The sequence below is a fragment of the Prevotella scopos JCM 17725 genome, from assembly GCF_018127785.1.
Lineage (GTDB): Bacteria > Bacteroidota > Bacteroidia > Bacteroidales > Bacteroidaceae > Prevotella > Prevotella scopos.
Genome location: NZ_CP072390.1, coordinates 1,342,608 through 1,364,026, shown reverse-complemented (window position 1 = coordinate 1,364,026; position 21,419 = coordinate 1,342,608). Strand labels below are relative to the sequence as shown.

General features: G+C 40.1%; 14 protein-coding genes and 3 pseudogenes. 12 read left to right on the top strand and 5 right to left on the bottom strand.

The genetic code is table 11. From position 1 onward, the window contains the following. The first annotated feature begins 20 nt into the window (after positions 1–20). The 7 genes from dxs (at position 21) to J4856_RS11045 (ending at position 9,816) form a co-directional block, all read left to right on the top strand. A complete protein-coding gene (dxs, locus tag J4856_RS11075; RefSeq protein WP_025839837.1) occupies positions 21–1,940 on the top strand; it encodes a 1-deoxy-D-xylulose-5-phosphate synthase in 1,920 nt (639 codons plus the stop codon). Positions 1,941–1,982: 42 nt separating this feature from the next. Next, positions 1,983–3,323 (top strand): Trk system potassium transporter TrkA, encoded by a 1,341-nt coding sequence (gene trkA, locus J4856_RS11070; RefSeq protein ID WP_025839838.1) that lies wholly within the window; start codon positions 1,983–1,985, stop codon positions 3,321–3,323. Positions 3,324–3,325: 2 nt separating this feature from the next. Beyond that, positions 3,326–4,783 carry a TrkH family potassium uptake protein gene (locus J4856_RS11065; RefSeq protein ID WP_025839839.1) on the top strand — a complete coding sequence of 486 codons (1,458 nt, stop codon included), beginning with the start codon at positions 3,326–3,328 and terminating at the stop codon, positions 4,781–4,783. A gap of 421 nt (positions 4,784–5,204) precedes the next feature. After that, complete coding sequence (locus tag J4856_RS11060; RefSeq protein ID WP_025839840.1) at positions 5,205–5,825, top strand: DUF4840 domain-containing protein; 621 nt, start codon at positions 5,205–5,207, stop codon at positions 5,823–5,825. Between the two features lie 267 nt (positions 5,826–6,092). Beyond that, positions 6,093–6,659, top strand: a complete 567-nt coding sequence (locus J4856_RS11055; RefSeq protein WP_025839841.1) for a hypothetical protein — start codon at positions 6,093–6,095, stop codon at positions 6,657–6,659. Positions 6,660–6,964: 305 nt separating this feature from the next. Then, a complete protein-coding gene (gene dnaK / locus J4856_RS11050; RefSeq protein ID WP_065367718.1) occupies positions 6,965–8,857 on the top strand; it encodes a molecular chaperone DnaK in 1,893 nt (630 codons plus the stop codon). 164 nt (positions 8,858–9,021) lie between these two features. Further along, the gene (locus tag J4856_RS11045; RefSeq protein ID WP_025839842.1) at positions 9,022–9,816 is read left to right on the top strand and encodes a DUF2971 domain-containing protein; all 795 of its coding nucleotides are present in this window, start codon (positions 9,022–9,024) and stop codon (positions 9,814–9,816) included. Between the two features lie 495 nt (positions 9,817–10,311). Here the strand turns inward: J4856_RS11045 and J4856_RS11040 are convergent, their stop codons facing one another. Then, positions 10,312–11,526, bottom strand: coding sequence for an IS256 family transposase (locus J4856_RS11040; RefSeq protein ID WP_065367730.1), 1,215 nt, complete (start codon positions 11,524–11,526; stop codon positions 10,312–10,314). 230 nt (positions 11,527–11,756) lie between these two features. Here J4856_RS11040 and J4856_RS11035 point away from each other — a divergent pair. The 5 genes and pseudogenes from J4856_RS11035 to J4856_RS11015 form a co-directional block, all read left to right on the top strand. Further along, positions 11,757–12,588, top strand: a pseudogene (locus tag J4856_RS11035) (CPBP family intramembrane glutamic endopeptidase). A gap of 424 nt (positions 12,589–13,012) precedes the next feature. Then, entirely contained in the window at positions 13,013–13,438 is a 426-nt protein-coding gene (locus J4856_RS11030) for a DUF6078 family protein (protein ID WP_172823681.1), read from the top strand. A gap of 201 nt (positions 13,439–13,639) precedes the next feature. Beyond that, complete coding sequence (locus J4856_RS11025; protein ID WP_044081355.1) at positions 13,640–14,875, top strand: VapE domain-containing protein; 1,236 nt, start codon at positions 13,640–13,642, stop codon at positions 14,873–14,875. A 320-nt stretch (positions 14,876–15,195) separates the two neighbouring features. After that, entirely contained in the window at positions 15,196–16,266 is a 1,071-nt protein-coding gene (locus J4856_RS11020) for a Fic family protein (protein WP_044081356.1), read from the top strand. Positions 16,267–16,276: 10 nt separating this feature from the next. After that, a pseudogene (locus J4856_RS11015) lies at positions 16,277–16,606 on the top strand (cell filamentation protein Fic); the annotation flags it as partial. A gap of 257 nt (positions 16,607–16,863) precedes the next feature. On the opposite strand, the pseudogene J4856_RS13290 reads toward J4856_RS11015, so the two are convergent. The 4 genes and pseudogenes from J4856_RS13290 to J4856_RS13485 form a co-directional block, all read right to left on the bottom strand. Beyond that, a pseudogene (locus J4856_RS13290) lies at positions 16,864–17,325 on the bottom strand (DDE transposase); the annotation flags it as partial. A 324-nt stretch (positions 17,326–17,649) separates the two neighbouring features. Beyond that, positions 17,650–19,749: an SAM-dependent methyltransferase gene (locus J4856_RS11005; protein ID WP_025837912.1), complete on the bottom strand. Its 2,100-nt coding sequence runs from the start codon at positions 19,747–19,749 to the stop codon at positions 17,650–17,652. Positions 19,750–19,753: 4 nt separating this feature from the next. After that, complete coding sequence (locus J4856_RS11000; protein ID WP_025837910.1) at positions 19,754–20,842, bottom strand: AccI family restriction endonuclease; 1,089 nt, start codon at positions 20,840–20,842, stop codon at positions 19,754–19,756. A gap of 348 nt (positions 20,843–21,190) precedes the next feature. Then, a complete protein-coding gene (locus J4856_RS13485; RefSeq protein WP_159430562.1) occupies positions 21,191–21,340 on the bottom strand; it encodes a DeoR family transcriptional regulator in 150 nt (49 codons plus the stop codon). Positions 21,341–21,419 lie beyond the last annotated feature (79 nt).

Below are 21,419 nucleotides of genomic sequence, written 5' to 3'. Positions count from 1 at the left end.
TGATTTCATGTTATTTGATAATGTCAAAGGAAAATAGATTCGACCTTTTAAATAAAATACAATCGCCTGCAGACTTGCGCAAGTTGTCTTTGGATGAATTGCCAAAGTTATGCCAGCAGTTGCGGAAGGATATCATAGAAGAGGTTGCCGTTAATCCAGGTCATCTTGGCTCCAGCTTAGGTGCAACTGAAATAACGGTGGCGTGCCACTATGTTTTTAATACTCCAGAAGATCGTATCGTATGGGATGTCGGTCATCAAGCATACGGCCATAAGATTTTGACGGGTCGTCGTGAGAACTTCTGTAATAACCGTAAGTTAAATGGTTTGATGCCATTCCCTTCTCCTTTTGAGAGCGAGTATGATACCTTTACTTGTGGACATGCCTCTAACTCTATCTCGGCTGCCTTGGGCATGGCTGTTGCTTCTAACCTTACGAAGCAGCATCGTCATGTCGTTGCTATTATTGGCGATGGAGCCATGAGTGGTGGTTTGGCTTTCGAGGGTCTGAACAATGTTTCCAGCCAACCTAATGACTTACTTATCATTCTTAATGACAATGATATGTCTATTGATAGGGCAGTGGGTGGTATGGAACAGTACTTGTTGAAGCTTGACACCAACGAGACATACAATCGTTTACGCTTCAAGGCGTCACAATGGTTGCATGATAAAGGCTTATTGAATGATGAACGTCGAAAGGGTTTACTGCGTTTTAACAATGCTCTTAAGTCAGCCTTAGCACATCAGCAGAATATGTTCGAAGGTATGAATATTCGTTACTTCGGACGTTTTGATGGGAATAATGTTGAAGAGTTGGTTCGTATCCTTCGTCAGTTGAAGGATATGAAGGGACCAAAACTACTCCATTTACACACCAAGAAGGGTAAGGGATACGAACCAGCTGAGAAGAGTGCTACGGTATGGCATGCTCCTGGTAAGTTTGATCCAGAGACGGGTAAGCGTATAGTGCAAGATTGCAGCAATGAACCTCCAAAGTTTCAAGATGTATTTGGAAATACATTGTTAGAACTTGCAAAGAAGAATCCTCGTATTGTAGGTGTCACACCAGCTATGCCGACGGGTTGTTCTATGAATATAATGATGGATGCTATGCCTGACCGTACCTTCGATGTTGGTATTGCGGAGGCACATGCAGTCACCTTCTCAGCTGGTATGGCAAAGGATGGTTTGCAGCCTTTCTGTAATATTTATAGTGCCTTCTCACAGCGTGCATATGATAGTATTATTCACGATGCAGCTATACTCAACCTTCCAGTAGTTCTTTGTTTAGACCGTGCAGGCTTGGTGGGTGAAGACGGTGCGACACATCATGGTGCTTTCGATATGGCTTTCTTGCGCCCAATCCCTAATCTTACGATAGCTTCTCCGATGGATGAACGTGAACTTCGTAGATTGATGTACACGGCACAGTTGCCTGATAAGGGAACTTTTGTGATTCGTTATCCACGTGGGAATGGTGTTTTAACTGATTGGGAGTGTCCATTGAAAGAGGTAGAAGTGGGAACAGGACGTCGTCTTCATGATGGTTGGGATGTTGCTGTATTGAGTATCGGACCTATTGGTAATGATGTTGAGAAGGCTATTAAACTGATAGAGAGTGCTGAATCTCCAAAAACAGAAGGTCATTGTCCATCAATCGCACACTATGATATGCGTTTCTTGAAACCATTAGATGATAAACTTCTTGAAGAGGTTGCAAGTCGTTTCTCACGTATCATAACGATAGAGGATGGTGTACGTAATGGTGGATTAGGTTCTGCTGTAACAGAGTGGATGAGTGATCATGGTTATACACCACAGATTACTCGTATGGGTATGCCTGACCATTTTGTAGAGCAGGGAACGGTACAGCAGTTGCGTGAAATCTGTGGAATAGATATTGAGAGTATCAAGAAAGAGTTAACTAAGGCTAACTGATATATTATCACTTATCATCATTCAAACGAAAAAGAAAAAGAAATGAAAATTATCATAGCAGGAGCATACGCCATAGGAACCTATTTGGCAAAGCTACTTTCTCGTAATATGCAAGATATTGTACTCATGGATGAGGATCCAGAGAATCTGGAGAAAATCAGTAGTGAGTATGACTTGCTAACTATGGAATGTTCACCCACAAATATAAAGGGACTGAAAGAAGCTGGTGTGGAACATACCGACCTCTTTATTGCTGTTACTCCAAGTGAATCAGCTAATATCGCATCTTGTGTTATGGCACATCAGTTGGGTGCGAAGAAGACAGTTGCACGTGTGGACAATCCTGAGTATGTTGAAGAACATAATAAGGAATTGTTCCGTCAGATGGGTATTAGTGATATTATTTATCCAGAGATACTTGCTGCAAAAGATATCATCAATGGTTTGAAGATGTCATGGGTACGCCAACGTTGGGATGTGCATGATGGTGCATTGGTGATGTTGGGTATTAAACTGCGTGAGACTTGTGAGATTCTTGATCGTCCTCTGAAGGACATCAGTGGGCCGGATGATCCTTACCATGTCGTTGCTATCAAGCGTAATGATGAGACAATTATCCCTGGTGGTAATGATACCTTGCAGTTATATGACTTGGCTTATTTTATGACCACAAAGCAGTATATTCCGTATATTCGTAAGATTGTTGGTAAGGAACATTATGTCGATGTACAGAATGTAATCTTTATGGGTGGTGGTAAGACTGCAGCACGTGCTGTAAAGATGCTGCCAGAATATATGAATGCGAAGATTATTGAACAGAAGCCTACTCGTTGCGAGATTCTTAATGATATCTTCAGTGAAGACAGATTGGTTATCAATGGCGATGGTCGTGATATTGGATTGTTGCAAGAAGAAGGTATTCGTCATACACAAGCCTTTGTGGCTTTGACCTCTAATGCTGAAACAAATATTTTGGCTTGTCTGACTGCTAAGCGACTTGGTGTTCGCAAAACTGTTGCATCGGTAGAGAACTTTGATTACGTGAATACAGCTGATGGACTTGACATTGGTACGATTATCAATAAGAAGGCTCTTGCTGCCAGTCATATCTATCAGATGATGCTGGATGCAAATGTAGCAAATGTGAAGTTTCTTATGTCTATTAATTCTGATGTGGCAGAGTTTGTGCCAAGTCTTGATTCGAAGATTACGAGAAAGGTTGTAAGAGAACTAAACCTTCCGAAAGGAATGACTATTGGAGGACTTGTAAGGAATGGAGAAGGTATGCTCGTTTCTGGTAATACACTGATTGAAGCTGGCGACTCCGTTGTTGTCTTCTGTTATAATGTTGATATGAAAAAGGTGGAGAAATTGTTTATTTAACTATGCTCAATCTGAAACTCATTTCTAAGATTCTTGGTTCCTTGTTATGGATAGAAGGCGTACTGATGCTCAGTTGTCTGTTCGTGTCCTTGTTTTATAATGGCAGTGACGTTATACCATTCGTGTGGAGTATTCTCATAACAGTAGGTGCTGGTTTTATCTTCCGACTGTTAGGTCGTCATGCTGACAATCTTCTTGGACGTCGTGATGCTTATTTTGTTGTAACGATATCTTGGATTCTTTTTACGATATTCGGTACACTCCCCTTTATGATTAGTGGAGGTATTGGGAGTTTCACTGATGCTTTCTTTGAGGCTATGTCAGGCTTCACAACAACTGGTGCAACGATTATAGACTATCCTGAACATCTACCAAAAGGACTCCTTTTCTGGCGTTCATTGACACAATGGATTGGTGGATTGGGAATAGTATTCTTTACTATAGCCATTCTCCCTTCTATGGTGGGTGGTTCGGTAAAGGTCTTTGCGGCTGAAGCGACTGGTCCTATCAAGAGTAAGCTACACCCACGTCTAAGCACAAGTGCTAAGTGGATATGGGTAGTTTATTTGGTTCTGACTACTGCCTGCATTCTATCATATAAGGTATGTGGTATGGGATGGTTTGATGCTTTCAACTATTCAATGACCAGTACTGCGACGGGTGGATTCTCTCCGGAGAGCGGTTCTATCACAACCTTTCATTCTTCAGCAGAGGAGTATGTCTGTGCATTATTCTGTTTCCTATCTGGTGTCAACTTCACATTGCTATATGCCTCGGCAGCAGGATTAGATATTAAGAAGCTCATAAAGAATAGCGAGTTCCGTTTCTATACCACCATGGTACTCTCGTTTGCTATCTTTATTGCTTTTGAACTTGTTTATCGTAATCATTATGATATAGAGCATGCCTTCCGTAGTGCGCTCTTCCAAGTTGTTTCCTTTATAACAACGACAGGACTTTTCAGCGATGATGCTGCCAAGTGGCCTCATGTAACATGGGTTGTCTTAGCTGCATGTATGTTCTTTGGCGGCTGTTCTGGTTCTACCAGTGGTGGTATCAAGAGTATTCGTGGTGTGATGTTATTAAAGGTGGTGCGCAATGAGTTCCGTCAGATACTACACCCTAATGCTGTCTTACCAATGAAGGTTGATGGAGTGAATATACCACAGTCAAAGCGTGTAACACTTTTAGGTTTCATCGGACTTTATCTTATTCTGACGCTCTTCTGTGCTTTTACGATGATTGCCTTTGGTATTGATAATACAAATGCTATTACGATTACATTGAGTTGTTTGGGTAATGTCGGTCCGACTTTGGGTATGGAGATTGGTCCTACAATGTCATGGGCACAGTTGCCTGACTTTGCAAAGTGGATTTGTTCCTTCCTTATGCTCGTAGGTCGTTTGGAGTTGTTTACAGTCTTGGTACTCTTTTCGCCTGCTTTTTGGAAGGAGAACTAAGGTAGGTAAAAGCCTGAGTTTGGGTTATAGTTCTATCTATATTGATACCTTCTAAAGGCTTTTAGCATTCCTTTATTTCCAACGATGGTGAATTATTTTCATGAAAAGAAATATTTATTTTCACGAAAGAAAATATTTCTTTTCATGAAGAAAAATGTTTATTATCGTGAAAGTAAAGTGTTGATAGCTGAAAATGCTTTCAATCTCCCCTAACTTCTCTTTCATTTATATAGCGTATTATATGTTATCAAAAGCACTTTATTTTGTCTACAAATAGGGAGTAAATTCTTTAAAATAAATAACATAAACTATCATACAACTTTCTTATTACTCTTTTAACAGTAATTGTGTTGGAAATAAGTTGATAATGTGTAAATTTGTGACCAATAAACTTAAATATAATAACCAAAACGTACTATAAATGAAAAAGAACAAATTACTTATTCTGGTTGTTGCACTTATAGCAACAGTGTCATTTACGTCCTGCTTAAATGATGATTATGAGACAAGACGCAATCGTCCAACAGCAGCCGAACTAAAGGAAGCTACCAATACTATTCAAGGCCTTTATCAAGGTAAACTTTATAGACTTATTAACAACGAGCGAACAGGAAGGACAGAAAAGACAGATTCTGCAAATACCTCATGGGAATTCAAAGATGACTCGGTGCTTGTTATCAAAGACGTCCCAAGTAAATTGTTAGCTGCCAATGTGACTAATTCTGCTTTGAAGCAGGCTATTGAGGCTTTACCAAATCAGCAAGTTAAATGTAGTGTCAGCATCTTCTATGTGAAGCCTATCCAATATTTTATTATTCCATTTAGAGTGGATTTAGGTCAGTTGACGTATGATGGTAAAACTCATGATGTATCTATAAGTTTCTATTTCTCAGAATATTATTCTTATGGTAATTATGTTAGTGAGCGCAAGATCACAATATTACGCCTTATAGAAGCAGGTGTGGTTGTTGATGGCGTTCTTGATAAATCTTCCTATAAGGAACCAGATAGTTTCTATCTTATATCTGATCCAAGAGCGTAATCTCTAATAAAACAAAATAAATAGGAGTCCGGTTGTCTTTTTACAAAGATTACTGGACTTCTTATATGCATATACATTAATGAAGAGTGGCTATGGATAGCTCCTGAAAAGATTGATAACCAATGTATTCTTATCTTAGTAATCTAATTCTAAACATTAACCTACTGTTAAATTATTATAATAATAAGTGATTTTCTTTCGTTTCTTGATTAAATTTTATATATTTGAAACATAATTTCTGATTATTAACGAATAAACAATGTTTATATGAAAAAGACTCTATTTACCCTTATGTTCATGCTCTTAGGTATGACAACATCTTTTGCACAAAAAGTATCTGTTCCAGAACCAGAGTTTGCAGACCAAACTTTTTTGCTTACTTCTAACACAGAGTATGTGAAGTTGCCACGTGAATCTGGCGTTGTTAAGACCAAAGCGGGTGCTTCGTTGTATCTTGTTGGTATTGGAAAGGTGAAGACACGTATTACTTTGAGTGGTCCTACATCATCTGTAACAGTACCTGCTGGTAAGGATGTTCGCCTTATTATTAAGGCTGCGAATAATTCAACCGATCCAGAGTCTTTTATCAATATCTTCCCATTTGAGGTAAAGGGAAAGGAGCGTAGAGCGCAGTTGGCTGAAGCTGGTACGTTGTCTGCAACTAAAACAAACTCTCTTGGACAAATATCTTTTCAGGCCAAGAAGTATGGACAGAGTTCTTACTATATTGTTATTGAGAATCTAAAACCAGGTGAGTATGGTATCTCTTTGGGTGATCCTGACAAACGAAATGAAAAGAATGATATGAAAATAACAACCTTCAGTGTAAAATAAGGCTGTTGTTTTTGGATATAATGTGGCTGTGTCAACATTCTTATAATGAGTGTTGGCACAGCTTTTTTATTTCTTGATTAAGTAGGAATTTTCATCCTTAAAGGATATAATTATGCGGGAATAGTTCTATCTGTTGTTGTTGATTCTGCCATTCTGTCAGTCTTTCCCTGTTGGCACATCATTTGTCTAATAATTGGCGAATGACGCTGTCAGTAATAGTTACAGACGATATAAGTTTGATAATACTATGACGGGCAATTGTCAATAACTGAATACGAATAATAATAAAAAAAAGATATACAATTATGGGAAAGATTATTGGAATTGACTTAGGAACAACAAACTCTTGTGTTGCTGTATTTGAAGGTAATGAGCCAGTGGTAATCGCTAATAGCGAAGGTAAGCGTACAACACCTTCTGTTGTAGGTTTCGTTGAGGGTGGCGAACGTAAGGTAGGTGACCCTGCTAAGCGTCAGGCTATCACAAACCCAGAGAAGACGATTTACTCTATTAAGCGTTTCATGGGTGAGACTTACGAGCAGTGTCAGAAAGAGGCTGAGCGTGTTCCATTCAAGGTTGTTAATGAGGGTGGTTATCCACGTGTACAGATTGACGATCGTAAATATACTCCACAGGAGATTTCTGCAATGATTTTGCAGAAGATGAAAAAGACTGCTGAGGACTATCTCGGTCAAGAGGTAACAGATGCTGTTATCACCGTACCAGCATACTTCTCTGACTCACAGCGTCAGGCAACTAAGGAGGCTGGTCAGATAGCAGGTCTTAACGTACAGCGTATCGTGAATGAGCCTACTGCTGCAGCACTTGCTTATGGTGTTGACAAGGCTAATAAGGATATGAAGATTGCTGTGTTCGACCTTGGTGGTGGTACATTCGATATCTCTATCCTTGAGTTCGGTGGTGGTGTGTTCGAGGTACTTTCTACGAATGGTGATACTCACCTTGGTGGTGACGACTTCGATCAGGTAATCATCGACTGGCTCGCTGATGGTTTCAAGGCTGAGGAGGGTATCGACTTGAGAAAGGACCCAATGGCTATGCAGCGCTTAAAGGAGGCTGCTGAGAAGGCTAAGATTGAACTTTCAAGTTCTTCTTCTACAGAGATTAACTTGCCATACATCACAGCTGAGGGCGGTGTTCCAAAGCACTTGGTAAAGACCTTGACTCGTTCACAGTTTGAGCAGTTGGCACACAGCCTTATTCAGGCTTGTCTCGTTCCATGCCAGAATGCTATCCGCGACGCTAAGTTGCAGACATCAGATATCGATGAGGTTATCCTCGTAGGTGGTTCAAGCCGTATTCCTGCTGTGCAGACATTGGTTAAGAACTACTTTGGTAAGGAGCCTTCAAAGGGTGTTAACCCTGATGAGGTGGTTGCTGTTGGTGCAGCTATTCAGGGTGCTATCCTTAACAAGGAGAGCGGTGTAGGCGACATCGTATTGCTCGACGTAACTCCATTGACACTCGGTATTGAGACAATGGGTGGTGTGATGACAAAGCTCATCGATGCTAACTCTACTATCCCTTGCAAGAAGAGCGAGGTATTCTCTACCGCAGCTGACAACCAGACAGAGGTTACTATCCACGTTCTGCAGGGTGAGCGTCCAATGGCAGCACAGAACAAGTCTATCGGTCAGTTCAATTTGACAGGTATTGCTCCAGCTCGCCGTGGTGTGCCACAGATTGAGGTAACATTCGACATCGATGCTAATGGTATCCTCAACGTATCTGCTAAGGATAAGGCAACTGGTAAGGAGCAGAGCATCCGTATCGAGGCTTCAAGTGGCTTGAGCGAGGACGAAATCAACCGTATGAAGGCTGAGGCTGAGCAGAACGCTGCAGCCGATAAGGCAGAGCGTGAGAAGATTGACAAGCTGAACCAGGCTGACTCAATGATCTTCACCACCGAGAACTTCTTGAAGGACAATGGTGACAAGATTCCAGCCGACCAGAAGTCAGGTATCGAGTCTGCTCTCCAGCAGCTCCGTGATGCTCACAAGTCAGCTGACGTTGCAGCAATCGACACAGCTATCAACAACCTCAACACCGTTATGCAGGCTGCATCACAGCAGATGTACAGCCAAGCAGGTCCTCAGCCAGGCGCAGATGCTGGTCAGCAGGAGCAGCCAAAGCAGGATGACACCATCCAGGATGCAGACTTTGAGGAAGTGAAGTAAAATAACAACTAATATAATCGCAGTAATCCAGTAGTGGGTTACTGCGATTTTTAATTAGTGAAAAGCTATAAAAAGCACGATATGTTCTTTCTAATTTATTTTGCCAATCTTACATATTGAAGGTGTATAAATTATACTTTCAAATTATAGAAGATCTTAGAGTTATGGGGAAGATATACCACTACACAACAATCGAAACATTAGCTTTAATTTTGAAACACAAGACTATACGCTTTAACCGTTTGGACAAGGTTGATGATATGGAGGAGGCTATGTATGGATCAGGAAATCATAGAGTACTTTTGGGACAATATTGTTTTGTTTCATGTTGGACAAAAGATAATAAAGAAAATATCGCTCTTTGGAACATGTATACTAATAATCGGGGTATACGTATTGCCATGGACGAAGATATGTTTATAAAATATAAGCTTAGTGAAAAGTATTATAGCTACTTTAAGGATTACGAACATATTGAATGTGATTGCAACTTTATATTTCCTAACAATCAAGTTAAATTGCACAAGATAAAATATGTAGAAGATAATAAGAGTGAGATATCCAATTTAATAAACAGCAATGGGGAGTGGATTAACATAAATACTCAAGATCTGGGACTCATTAAGAATAAATTGTGGAGATTTCAAAATGAGTGCCGATTTAAGTTAATTGCACTACCACGAGACTCTAATTTAATAAAGAAGATTAAGAATCCCAACCCCGTGGAGATATCTTGTTCTCAAATACAGTCTATATTTCAAAATTATAAACCATGTTTAGAATATATTGATATTCCTATTAACGAAAATGCTCTTAATAGCATAGAGGTTATGTTAGGACCAGAGACAACTCTCGCTGATAAAATTATCGTAGAATCTCTTCTAAGGGAGTTTACAAACAGTAGTATAAGAAATAGTTATTTTATTGATAAAATGAGAAGAAAAAATAATATCTTATGACCCTTGAACAATACAACCAATTCACCTACGACTACGCACACTAGACTGGCACTCATTGTGAGAATAGCCAGCCTGTGCTTGCATCATACAACCTACACGATACTCGGAATAAGTACGAAAGAGCATTATATAGTTTAGAATCTGTGATGCATAGTTTCACTGTTCGTAATAGCTATTCCTGTAATGAAATGTTTTGGTGAAGAGTCTATTGTCTGTATCATATCTTTACTCAATATGGGACAATCTAAATCAAAAATATATCGGACATAGGGTACGTCATCTGAACTGTGTCATTGGCTTCATTTCTTTAGGAGCATGAGTAATGCTGATGGGCAAACCGGAGCAGTCTTTCTCTTGGTAAAATCAGGCTGGGCTCGATGCCCAGCCTGATTTTTAATTTGCTGGTGGTATAAACCATCGCATCTTCTCTTGGTGTTGCAAAGATACGACAGTATTTTTGAACTGCCTAATTTCCGGATGCCTAACTTCATGAACCTATAATAATTGGAAGCGGTCGCCAAACTTTATAGCGAACTGTTGGGCTGTCTGGCCCCAGTTTCGCAATGGCTGAGTCCATTTCTTTTTGATGTTACGATAGGCAAGATATACGAGTTTGAAGAGAGCTTCGTCAGTTGGGAAAACTCCCTTTGTCTTTGTTACCTTACGTATCTGACGATGATAACCTTCTACAATGTTGGTAGTATACATGATACGTCTGATAGGTTCCGTATAGTCAAAATAGTGTGAGAGGTTATCCCACTTGTCACGCCACGACTTGATGACGATAGGATATTGCTTACCCCACTTTTTCTCCAAATTATCGAGTTCTATCTCTGCTTTCTCCTTAGTTTGTGCAGCATAAACCATCTTCAAATCCTTTAGGAACTCCTTCTGATTCTTGCTGGCGACATACTTCACTGAGTTACGGATTTGATGTACAATACATAGCTGTACATCCGTCTTAGGAAATACGCTCTGGATGGCATCTGGGAAGCCCGTAAGGCCATCTACACAAGCTATAAGAATGTCTTTGACACCTCTGTTTTGAAGGTCTGTAAGTACGCTGAGCCAGAAGTTAGCGCCCTCGCTATGAGATACATACATACCCAGAAGATCTTTATGTCCTTCCTTGTCAACACCAATGACATTATATATTGCACGAGATGTTGTAGCACCCGTGTCGTCATGTGCCTTGTAATGGATAGCATCCATCCAAACTATCGGATAGACTTCTTCCAAAGAGCGTGTGCGCCAGGCTTTTATCTCAGGCCAGACCTTGTCCGTAATGTTACTTATTGTCTCTTTGGATATCTTGGTACCATAGTTCTCTTCAAGGAACTTACTTATGTCAGACATGCTCTGACCTGTAGCATAAAGACTGATAATCTTATCGGACAAACCTTCTGCTAATATCGTCTGTCGTTTTTTGATAATCTCAGGGGTAAAACTCCCTTCTCTGTCACGTGGAGTATCTATTTCTACAGGACCATACTCTGTCTGAACCTCCTTGGACATCTTGCCGTTACGGCGATTAATCTTTGTGGATGTCTTAGTGTTATAAAGGTGAGAGTCCATCTCACACTCGAGAGCTGAATTGAGGAAATCTTCCAATACACGATGGAATGCACCATCCTTACCAAACAAAGGAGTACCTTGTTTGAACTGTTCTTTTGCCTGAGACAACATCTCGGCGTACTCGTCTTGTGTCATTTGCTAAATCTAAGTATGCTGATATAACAGCGGTTATATGAGTTTATTGTGTTAGCCGTTGACACAGTTGATATGACATCGTCCAGACATAGAGTATTTTAAGTGTTTCATTTTGGCTCTTTGCGATGTAGGAAGTATATTTGTGACAATTTTGTAATATATTCGTTATTACTATTCATGCACATCTTGTTATTTACATAATCTGTGATTATTAATAGCATCAAAGTAATATGAAAGAAAACATTGTCATCAAGTATCGTCATACGATACTTTTCTATCTCTTGGCAACCCTTATTCCATGGATATTCTGGTTTGCTGCCAGTTATGTAAGTCATCATGTAGTTTATTCGGAAAATGTATGGACAGCCCCATTGTTGGGATTGGCTGGACTTTGCTTCCCAATGGTTCTAACCATTGTGTTAGTCTCTCGACATCAAGACCTTCGTAAGGATTTCCTTGGGCGATTCCTAAATCTGTCTTTCTGTAAGTGGCAATATTATCTCACAGCTTGCCTGCTGATGCCTGCAAGTATCTTGTGTGCCATGGCAATATCTCTGTTGTTCGGTTACAGCTCATCACAATTTATAATTACAGGTCATTACACTTTCACTTCGGGTGTTTTCCCTGTATGGTTCCTCCTTATCCTTGCCCCTACACTTGAGGAACTTGCGTGGCATGGTTATGGTACAGACTGCCTCCGTTCTCGAATGAGTCTCTTCAAAACATCTATGCTCTTTGCTGCTTACTGGGCTGTCTGGCATTTCCCTCTTGCGGGGTATCAAAGGTTATTACCATGCTAATGTAGTGCAGGAGGGATTGCTTTATAGTCTGAACTTCATCGTTAGCATCTTTCCCTTTGTTATCTTGATGAACTGGCTTTATTATAAAACCAACCGAAATATCCTCGTTGCTATTATCTTTCACATTACGGCAGGTTATTTCAATGAAATATTTGCAACTCACCCCGATAGCAAGTGTATTCAGACGGTGTTATTGCTCATCGTGTCTGTTATCATTGTGGTTAAAGAACGTCGACTGTTCTTTAGCCGAACGTTGGACTAGTTGGCACCCACCATTTAAATCTTAGTTCCAAGAAGAAATTATTTAGGTATTAATTGTACACTGGTTGGCACTCACAGAGAGTCAGCCAGTGTTCGTATTATACAGCCAATATAATGCTTGATGTGAACGTAAAATGTTATTTACTCTTTTCTGTAAATCTCTTATATACTACACTAAGTTTGAAAACTATTTGCTGTCATTTTTAACATTTGCGGTATATTGCTGATTTATAAAGCGTTATATGGTGTAAGTGGGTGACAGGAGTGACAGCAAAATAAAAATAATTCGTGAAAAACTTGACAAGGGGTACCTCTGTGTTGTATCTTTGCAGGCAGATATTAGGAAGAGCAACGGCACGCAAGGTGTGATTTTCTACAAACTAACGGCATCTTCCTTTTTGTTTTATTCTTAAATCATTCTATTTATGTTTACAGATTTTTCTGACATGCCCAAAGACTGGGCAGTGTGCTTTATGCACGATTGTATTCTCAAAGAACAATGCTTGCGCTATTATGCAGGTGAGACTGCCCCCCTCGATCAACATGCGGCTTTGGTAGTCCTTCCCTCTGCTCGCAATGGCAACAGCTGTAAGGAGTTTCACACAATGAAGACAGAACGGATGGCGTGGGGATTTTCGCATCTCTTTGATGATGTGAAGCATTGTGATTATCGTCCTCTACGCTCTACTCTGGAGAACTACTTCGGTAGTCGCTTCATCTATTATCGTTATCATCGAGGTACAAAGAAATTAGAAGAAGTAGAACAGCACTGGGTTGATGAACTTTTCCAACGTTATGGCTACACTACGCCACGTGTTTACGACCATTACCAGATGGTGTGGAAGTGTTAGTAGTCATGCCCTGCACATTATGTGTTGATGCTCCGCACAAGTCGTGCTTGCCCTCCGCACAGTTGGTGCTGGTCATAATGTACGCACTTGCAAAATGCAATCGCTATTAGCATTAACATCTTGGAAATATAATGCGCATCTATTTTACGCTTTTCCTTTTTCCTTTTAATTTTTACTCTTTTACCTTTAAAACTTGTTTTTATGCACAAAAATAATCTTAAGAAAATCAAAGTTGCTAATCAACGTAACCGCAAAGCGGCTAAACTTAAAAATGACATAACCCATCGGCTGCTCGACTATCTCGAGCGGAAGTATGAAATGCGGTATAACACAGCCTTGGGTTGTACGGAAATTCGAAAGGCTGGAAGTAACGAATCGTTTGTGCCAGCCGATGAACGCATACTCAACACTATCGCCATTAAAGCACGACTTGATGGTATTAATGCATGGGATAAGGATATCCGACGTTATACTAGCTCAGGTTTTGTCAAAGTTTTTAATCCTGTAGATGACTTCCTCAATAGCCTGCGTGGACGATGGGATGGAAAGGACCATATCAAGGCTTTGGCTGACTGTGTACCTAATGACAATGCACGGTGGGCAGACTGGTTCCATACATGGTTTCTTGCAATGGTGGCACAATGGATGGGCTTAGATACAGCACATGGAAACAGTGTTGCACCGCTACTCATCTCACGACAGGGCTATCGAAAATCTACCTTCTGTAAACGCTTGCTGCCTGAAGCGTTGCAGTGGGGCTATAATGACAACCTTGTTATCAGTGAGAAACAGAACACGCTGCGGGCAATGACACAGTCGCTGCTTATCAATATCGACGAGTTCAACACGCTATCTGCTAAGACGCAGGACGGATTTTTGAAGAACGTTATGCAACTTGCAAACGTAAAACTCCGTCAGCCTTACTGCCTACAGCAAGTCACGTTGCCACGTGTAGCCTCTTTCATTGCCACAGCAAATGTCTCGGACGTCTTTAGCGACCCCAGTGGCTGTCGCCGTTTCATAGCGGTTACGCTGACTGGTCCCATCCGTCTGCCCGACCGCATAGACTATGAGCAGCTTTATGCGCAGGCGGTTGCCGAACTTGAGGCTGGCCGGCGTTACTGGTTTGATGAGGCTGACACCCAAGAGATTATGGCAAACAACATGCAGTATCAGCAACGTACTCCTGCAGAGTCTCTCTTCTTCGAGTGTTTTTCCATCCCTAAGGACCTGACGAAGGGTGCCTATATGACAGCCGCCTCCATCTTTAGTCTTCTCCGTCAGCGATATGGCAGTCAACTACACCTGACAAGCCTTTCCCATTTCGGCCGTCTCCTTGCCAACATCCCGAACCTCCACAGTAAACATTCTTCGCACGGAACAGAGTATTTGGTGGCGATACGAAGCTGTATAGATCAGTCCGTCAACCCTAACTAAAGACGTTAGTTGCTATCTGAATATACTTTCAAAGTTGCTGTCACTGCTGTCACGTTTCAACGTGCTATAAGTGGTTTATAATCTGTTCGTTGCGTGAAATGTTAAAAGTGACAGCAACTTAAAACAAAACTATGTTTGCTTTATTGATATTCAGGTGTGAAATATATTCTTAATAAAAATGACCTTGTCTTTTTCTGCATATAGATTTTTTTGCTACCTTTGTAAGACACTATTTTGTAGGCATAGTGACTAAGAACCTGCTTATGGAAGAACATAAAGGGTACAGTAAGAAATCGATTCGATTTTAATTCATAAATAGTATGATAACCGACTTTGAAGAGTATATCCGACAGAGCGAACCGCATAAACGAGAGAAAGGTTATGCGTGGCAGACGGCTATTGGCTTGCAGGCTGTTGATGGCTTGAAGACTTCTGATTATTTGCGTGAAACTGCTCGCCAGCATATTGAGGGGGACATCACGATTGAGGAGGTGAAGCAGCTCGTCAATAGCTATTATGAGTCAAAGACTGCTCGTAAGGAGGTCGGGGATAGGACGGAAGAGGCAGATAAAGTTTCGGCGCGTATTACCGAATTACTATCTGAACAGAGCTTTACATTCTCGCCATTGGAATATATTTCAATTCATCGTCGTTTGTTTGAAGGCATCTATGAGCATGCAGGAAAGATAAGAGATTATAACATTACGAAAAAGGAATGGATGTTGAATGGAGAAACGGTACTATATGCTGGTGCTGATAGTATCCGTGAAACGCTGGATTACGACTTTGCCCGTGAAAAAGAATACGATTATAAGCATCATAATATAGCAGAAGCTGTGAGCCATATCTCACAATTTGTTTCTGACCTTTGGCAAATTCATCCGTTCGGGGAGGGCAATACCCGTACAACGGCAGTTTTTACTATTAAGTATCTGCGTATATTTGGTTTCGACATCAGCAACGAAACCTTTGCTAACTATTCGTGGTATTTTCGTAACGCACTGGTTCGAGCCAACTATAACAATATGCCTAAAGGCGTTTTTGCTACAATGCAATACCTTGAAGCTTTCTTTCGCAATTTGATATTAGGTGAGCAGAATGAATTGAAGAATAGATACCTGCACGTGTCGGCAGAAAGTCAAAGTGCAACAGGTAATGACCCAAAGTGCAATATTTGCACTTTGAATTGCACTTTAGAAGAATTAGCATTACTCAACTTTATTAAAGAGAAACCGAATGCAACGCAAAAAGAAATAGCTGTGCATATCGGAAAATCAGAACGAACGGTAAAGACGATGACCGTAAAATTATCTGTACAAGGCATTCTTGAACGCAAAAATGGTAAGCGCAATGGCTATTGGGAGATTAAAAATAATAAAACGAACAACTAAATTCCCATCTATGGAAGCGCATAAAGAACAACATAAAAAATCTATTCGTTTTTTCAACGACCGTGAAGTGAGGGCGGTATGGGACGAGGAACACAGTAAGTGGTGGTTCTCCGTGCTGGACATCATCGCTGCGATTAACGAGCAGGATGATTATCAAAAGACGAGAAACTATTGGAAGTATCTCAAAATCAAACTAAGAAAAGAAAATAGCCAGTTGGTTAGTGTTACTAACCAACTGAAACTAAAAGCCTCTGACGAGAAGTCTTATAAGACAGATACGTTTGATGCAGAGGGTGTAACCCTTTTGGCAAAGCATATTAACAATACCAAGGCAACAAACCACTCTCGAAGCTAAAAGCCTCTGACGGGGATCGTAGATATTTTGTGTGGATACACATATAATTTAGGGAATTTCAGTTAATTCACTCCTGAACCTGCCAAGAGCATTCAAAAACTGAATTCTTTTTCTTGGAAAAGTTCCTAGAAAAAGAATTTGCAGTGTTTTCTGCTCAAAAATCTCAAATGTCGATCCGTATGGGCACACCTGTCCCTTCCACACCTGCCTATGGATGGATATAAAATCACCTTATCTTTTTATCAAGCCACCTTCTTCATGTCCCTGGCCATCTGCCTTGCGGCAAGAATGGCGGCATTAGCCGTATGGATTCCAAAGAAGAGCAGTAATGTTTCGCTGAACATGTTACGTGCCTTGATTCGCCCAACGGCATAGTGCTGTTTCTGATTCCCGAAGCTGCCCTCCATTACCGTGGCCCTGAGGTTTCTGATAATCTTTCTTGCCGTTCTGAGACATTCAGATTGTTCTTTGTGTTTGGAGCCTTTTCTGACGAAACAGGTGGTTATGCCTTTTTCCGTACACATTGTCCGGTTGGCATTGTTGGCGTATATGGAATGGGCGCCGATGCGCTTGACTTTGACTCCCGTCAGAGATTCCTGATACTCAACACATTGCTTAAGACGGACACCCTCGTTGAAAGCCTCAAAGCTGTGGTGCTCTATGAATGATATGCCGTCAATCTGTATGTTGTTGACCTTTGCCCCGCTTGCTCTTATGGCTATGACTCGTACATGCTGCTGCCAACTCCTTAAGTGGGAGCTGGGAATGGATACGTTCAAGTTCGCTTTTTGCAAAGCTGTCACGATAGATCTGTAAAAAATCAAACTCTGTAAAGGGCAAAGTTGGTGTTATATCAGATTTTTTTGTATCTTCATGATGTTTTTTAAGAAGTTTTCCCCCGATTCTGCCCGTGAAGGGTCGTTTGGGGGATTTTATGTAAAGGTACAAATGATATATTACACTGACAAACAGTTAGTTAGAAAAATTCTGAATATCCCTAATCTAATGATGTATGTAAGTATCAATTGCTACAATATATCTTTTAAAATCGTATCTGTAAACGTACGCCAGATTTCGAGTTTCACTTTCTTGTAGTTATTGAATAACTGACCGACACGCTCAATTTCAAAAACCAGTCTGAGGTCGTTCTTATCTTCATTCTCCTGACCTTCCTTGCGGTAACCAAGTCTAGCAATCTTTATATAGTAGAGATCTCGGATGCCTTTTCCTGAGAGGTACGGCATGAAATAGTAGAGCTCATTGAGCGCAATAGTAGATGGGAACTTCTTGCCTGTATAGTAAATCTTCGCCGAACTATCGAGATACTTCTCCCAATTGTCCTTCTTAACGTTGCAGATGAGGAGGTTCTTTGTTATGTCGATAAGTAAATTACGATGAATGTGCTTTGTATTATATTCGACCTCAATGTCCTCGCGAACCATAAAATTCTGTTTGATAGGCTCAAGTTCGTATTGGTCGAAGAGGTCCAAGAAACTAAGTTGTTTGATACGTGGTTTACTTGTCCTTTTGATAACTTCTTCTGTAACAGATAAAGAAGTATTTTTTAGGAGCTGAAGCCTTTCTGTGAATTTGTCTATCGTGTTTATCTCATCCGTATATTTTAATGAGAAGAATTCATTTAGCAACTTTATTCCATCTTTCTCTTTCTGATTATTTTTAATAAATGCATACACATCCTTAACAAACGAACTCTCCCTAGAATTTAGCAAGGTCAAATCCACAACCATGCCTTTGTTTAGATCGTTTGGTTCAAATTTAACAAGACCATTTCCATATTGACGCGAATTATCGAGAAAAATCTCCTTTGCAACATCAGTAATGAGGTATGCAAACAAAACATCAATATCTACTCCAGTGCTTTTGGGATAAACGCAATGGAATGTAGTGAGGTTATAAATATTTGCTTCGTTGCGAATGAAGCGCAAGCCGTTCCTGTTGAAAACAGAAACCCATATTGGTGCAGGAGGTCGATTCTCAATAGCATACCATGGAGAACGACTTGCAGTAAGATAGCGCTTGTTGATTCCTAATTCTTCACCAAGATGTATGTACCTAAGCACACTTGTGTTATCGGGTGCAGTACTGCCATTGAATAGATAGATGGTCTTATCTTCATTTAATAATTTTGTAAATTCATTTTGAGTAAAAAAGGTCTGTGGAGCATCTACAGCTTTGCAAATACATGGCATCAAGCATTCTTCAGGAACATCATACTCATCTACCTTTGAAGGCTTGAACGTAAAATAATCGTTTGCACCGGTGGCAATACCACGACAAACCTTAGCAAACTTGGAGAATGAAACAAGATGATTGTATTTACAACTATTACCTTCCTCATAGTATGCTTTCCACTTTATTTTTGCATCAAGTTCCGATGTGTTGAATTCCACATATTCACTAAAACAATTACTTAATCCTTCTATGTTGTTGACAAGCGAGAAACGCACTTTTACAGAACTAGTCATTCTTTCGCAAAGGAGAATACAGGCAGTTGTTAGGGCATCGTCAAAAGCACATTCTGTAAAATCTACGACGATTATATGTTGTAAGGTGTTACTCTCCACCAAAGCGCGTTTTACCTCTACACCATAATCGGAATTGAGGAACTCTGAAGGAATAATGTATGCCAGACGCCCGCCTTCTTGCAATTGGGCAATTGATTTTAGGAGAAATAAAGTATAGAGGTTAGTGAAACCATTAAGCTTTGTTCCTAAATGACTATTTACATCTGGTATGTAGGTGGCATTGTCGTAATCGTGAAATTTTAGATAAGGAGGATTACAAATAATGGCATCGTATTTCGCATTCCAATCACACGCAAAATAATCTTCATTCCTAAGATTTACGCCATTGGGACGAGCAGCAAAGGCACTTGCAAAAATTTGTTCGTCAATTTCGTACGCATCGATGGGTAGATTAGATTTCTGAGCAAGGACTCGGGAAAAGATTCCCAAACCGTATGCAGGTTCGAGAGCACGGGTTTTCTGCTTGCCCTGTAACACCCATTGACACATGAACTCTGCAATCTTTTCAGGAGTAAAGAACTGAGCATATTTTTTGCGATGTTCAAGTGATGTAGTTGAAATGTATTTCTGTTCGGGGGTCATCCTATTAAATTTTTATTCCAAACAAAGATTCAAATTTATTAGCATCCAAACATGCCTCACCACCATCAAATTTTACATAGAACAACAATCGACCTTTGTTTAACTCCTTTCTTACACTCTGATGATTAGGTTCGGTAACTGTTTCTGCAAGGCATGTGCCATCTTGAGAAGGTATCTTAATTGTTGTCTTGTTTTGATTCTTTGCGTCTTGTTCAATAAAGTATTTTTTATCCTCCAAATCTGGATTAGATACAAGTTCCAGAATGTGCTGGAATGATACGCCATATACTTTATCGAAAAATACCTGTACGTAAAAATGTGGCACATTGTAGGTCATTATCCATTTGTGAACGACCTTCAAATCTTCCATCTTTGGGGTGATGGATAATGAATTACGTTTTTGAATTACCTTCAGACAATCTTTTAGTTCTGACAGATTATCCGTTAATTCTTGAAGCCTTTGCGAGGTCTTCCATGTTGGCTTTCGGTAGTCGATGGATTGCACAGAAGTTTCGTTAAGCTGCTGAAGAATCGTTTTTAACTCTGGACGTTTCTGTTCCAATAAGTCAACGTATTCGTCTAATATAATATTCTTTAAATCGATAGCTCTTTCCGTATTCTTACGAACAACTCTGTTGTTTTCTGCTGTATATTTATTGAAGAGAAAAGCGCTCGAGCGAACCTCAATACCTGCAATAGCTTTGGAAACGTAATCACCAATCTCTTGACTTGATTTTGAGCTGATGTCATAACCAAGGGATTCATCAAAATCCTCCTTCTTGTATAGCAGAATGTCTGGGCGTTTGCCAATGGTATCGAGTTCTGACTGATATTCATTGAAGAACTTTTCAAATCCTTCATCTCCTGCAACAAGATCATCCGATTTACCATATCTTACAGCAACGACATTCTCGGAGTTGTCATTAATTGCCCTAAATAGAATATCCTCCGCCCAATCGCCTTGCTGCTTGTTGGTAATGAATTCCGAAGATGCCTGTGTGGGCATAGAAGCTTCACTACGTGGCTTTTCAAAATCGATAAGACCTGTATGAATATTGCTACAAATGTCGTTGATGATATCTTTATAGGGCATAATTGTATTGTTTGAACATTGTTTTTTTGTTTGATACAGCTTTTTCAATGGTTAGAGTATTTCCTTCCACTGTTTTTATTTATTGCTTGAAACAATGAGGTTGTGTTCCACATGTTTATAAAGCATGTTCTCGTTCTCAACCAATATGTCATACGAAGGGCTTCCATGACACCCAAAGACATCAAATGAATCAACTATAAGGATGGTCCCTTCTTTTTGCATATTGCCACATTGAAAAGTGACAGTTTCGCCTATAGTATAAAGTTTGCTCATTTGTTCTCTATCGTGATGATTACAATTAAAGCTTGAGTCTGCCATCTTATAAGTAATTATTTTTTGTTTTACTTCCTAATGTTCACTCCTATTACTTCCTACGTATTGGATAAGATTTATATCATGCAAAACATAAAGGCCTCGTCTTGTAGTCTTTTCAGAAACATTAAGTAAAGTTGCAAGATCAGGGACAGTTACATGGTCATTTGCTTGGATATCTACCATACCATTTACCATGTCATTATTTATTGCTTCTAAATCTTTTCGCTATCTATCAGTAAGTTGTGGCAAATTTGCTGTGTCA

Coding starts and splice junctions, on each gene's coding strand:
- dxs (WP_025839837.1), top strand. CDS start 21: ATGTCAAAGGAAAATAGATTCGACCTTTTAAATAAAATACAATCGCCT.
- trkA (WP_025839838.1), top strand. CDS start 1,983: ATGAAAATTATCATAGCAGGAGCATACGCCATAGGAACCTATTTGGCA.
- J4856_RS11065 (WP_025839839.1), top strand. CDS start 3,326: ATGCTCAATCTGAAACTCATTTCTAAGATTCTTGGTTCCTTGTTATGG.
- J4856_RS11060 (WP_025839840.1), top strand. CDS start 5,205: ATGAAAAAGAACAAATTACTTATTCTGGTTGTTGCACTTATAGCAACA.
- J4856_RS11055 (WP_025839841.1), top strand. CDS start 6,093: ATGAAAAAGACTCTATTTACCCTTATGTTCATGCTCTTAGGTATGACA.
- dnaK (WP_065367718.1), top strand. CDS start 6,965: ATGGGAAAGATTATTGGAATTGACTTAGGAACAACAAACTCTTGTGTT.
- J4856_RS11045 (WP_025839842.1), top strand. CDS start 9,022: ATGGGGAAGATATACCACTACACAACAATCGAAACATTAGCTTTAATT.
- J4856_RS11040 (WP_065367730.1), bottom strand. CDS start 11,526: ATGACACAAGACGAGTACGCCGAGATGTTGTCTCAGGCAAAAGAACAG.
- J4856_RS11030 (WP_172823681.1), top strand. CDS start 13,013: ATGTTTACAGATTTTTCTGACATGCCCAAAGACTGGGCAGTGTGCTTT.
- J4856_RS11025 (WP_044081355.1), top strand. CDS start 13,640: ATGCACAAAAATAATCTTAAGAAAATCAAAGTTGCTAATCAACGTAAC.
- J4856_RS11020 (WP_044081356.1), top strand. CDS start 15,196: ATGATAACCGACTTTGAAGAGTATATCCGACAGAGCGAACCGCATAAA.
- J4856_RS11005 (WP_025837912.1), bottom strand. CDS start 19,749: ATGACCCCCGAACAGAAATACATTTCAACTACATCACTTGAACATCGC.
- J4856_RS11000 (WP_025837910.1), bottom strand. CDS start 20,842: ATGCCCTATAAAGATATCATCAACGACATTTGTAGCAATATTCATACA.
- J4856_RS13485 (WP_159430562.1), bottom strand. CDS start 21,340: ATGGTAGATATCCAAGCAAATGACCATGTAACTGTCCCTGATCTTGCA.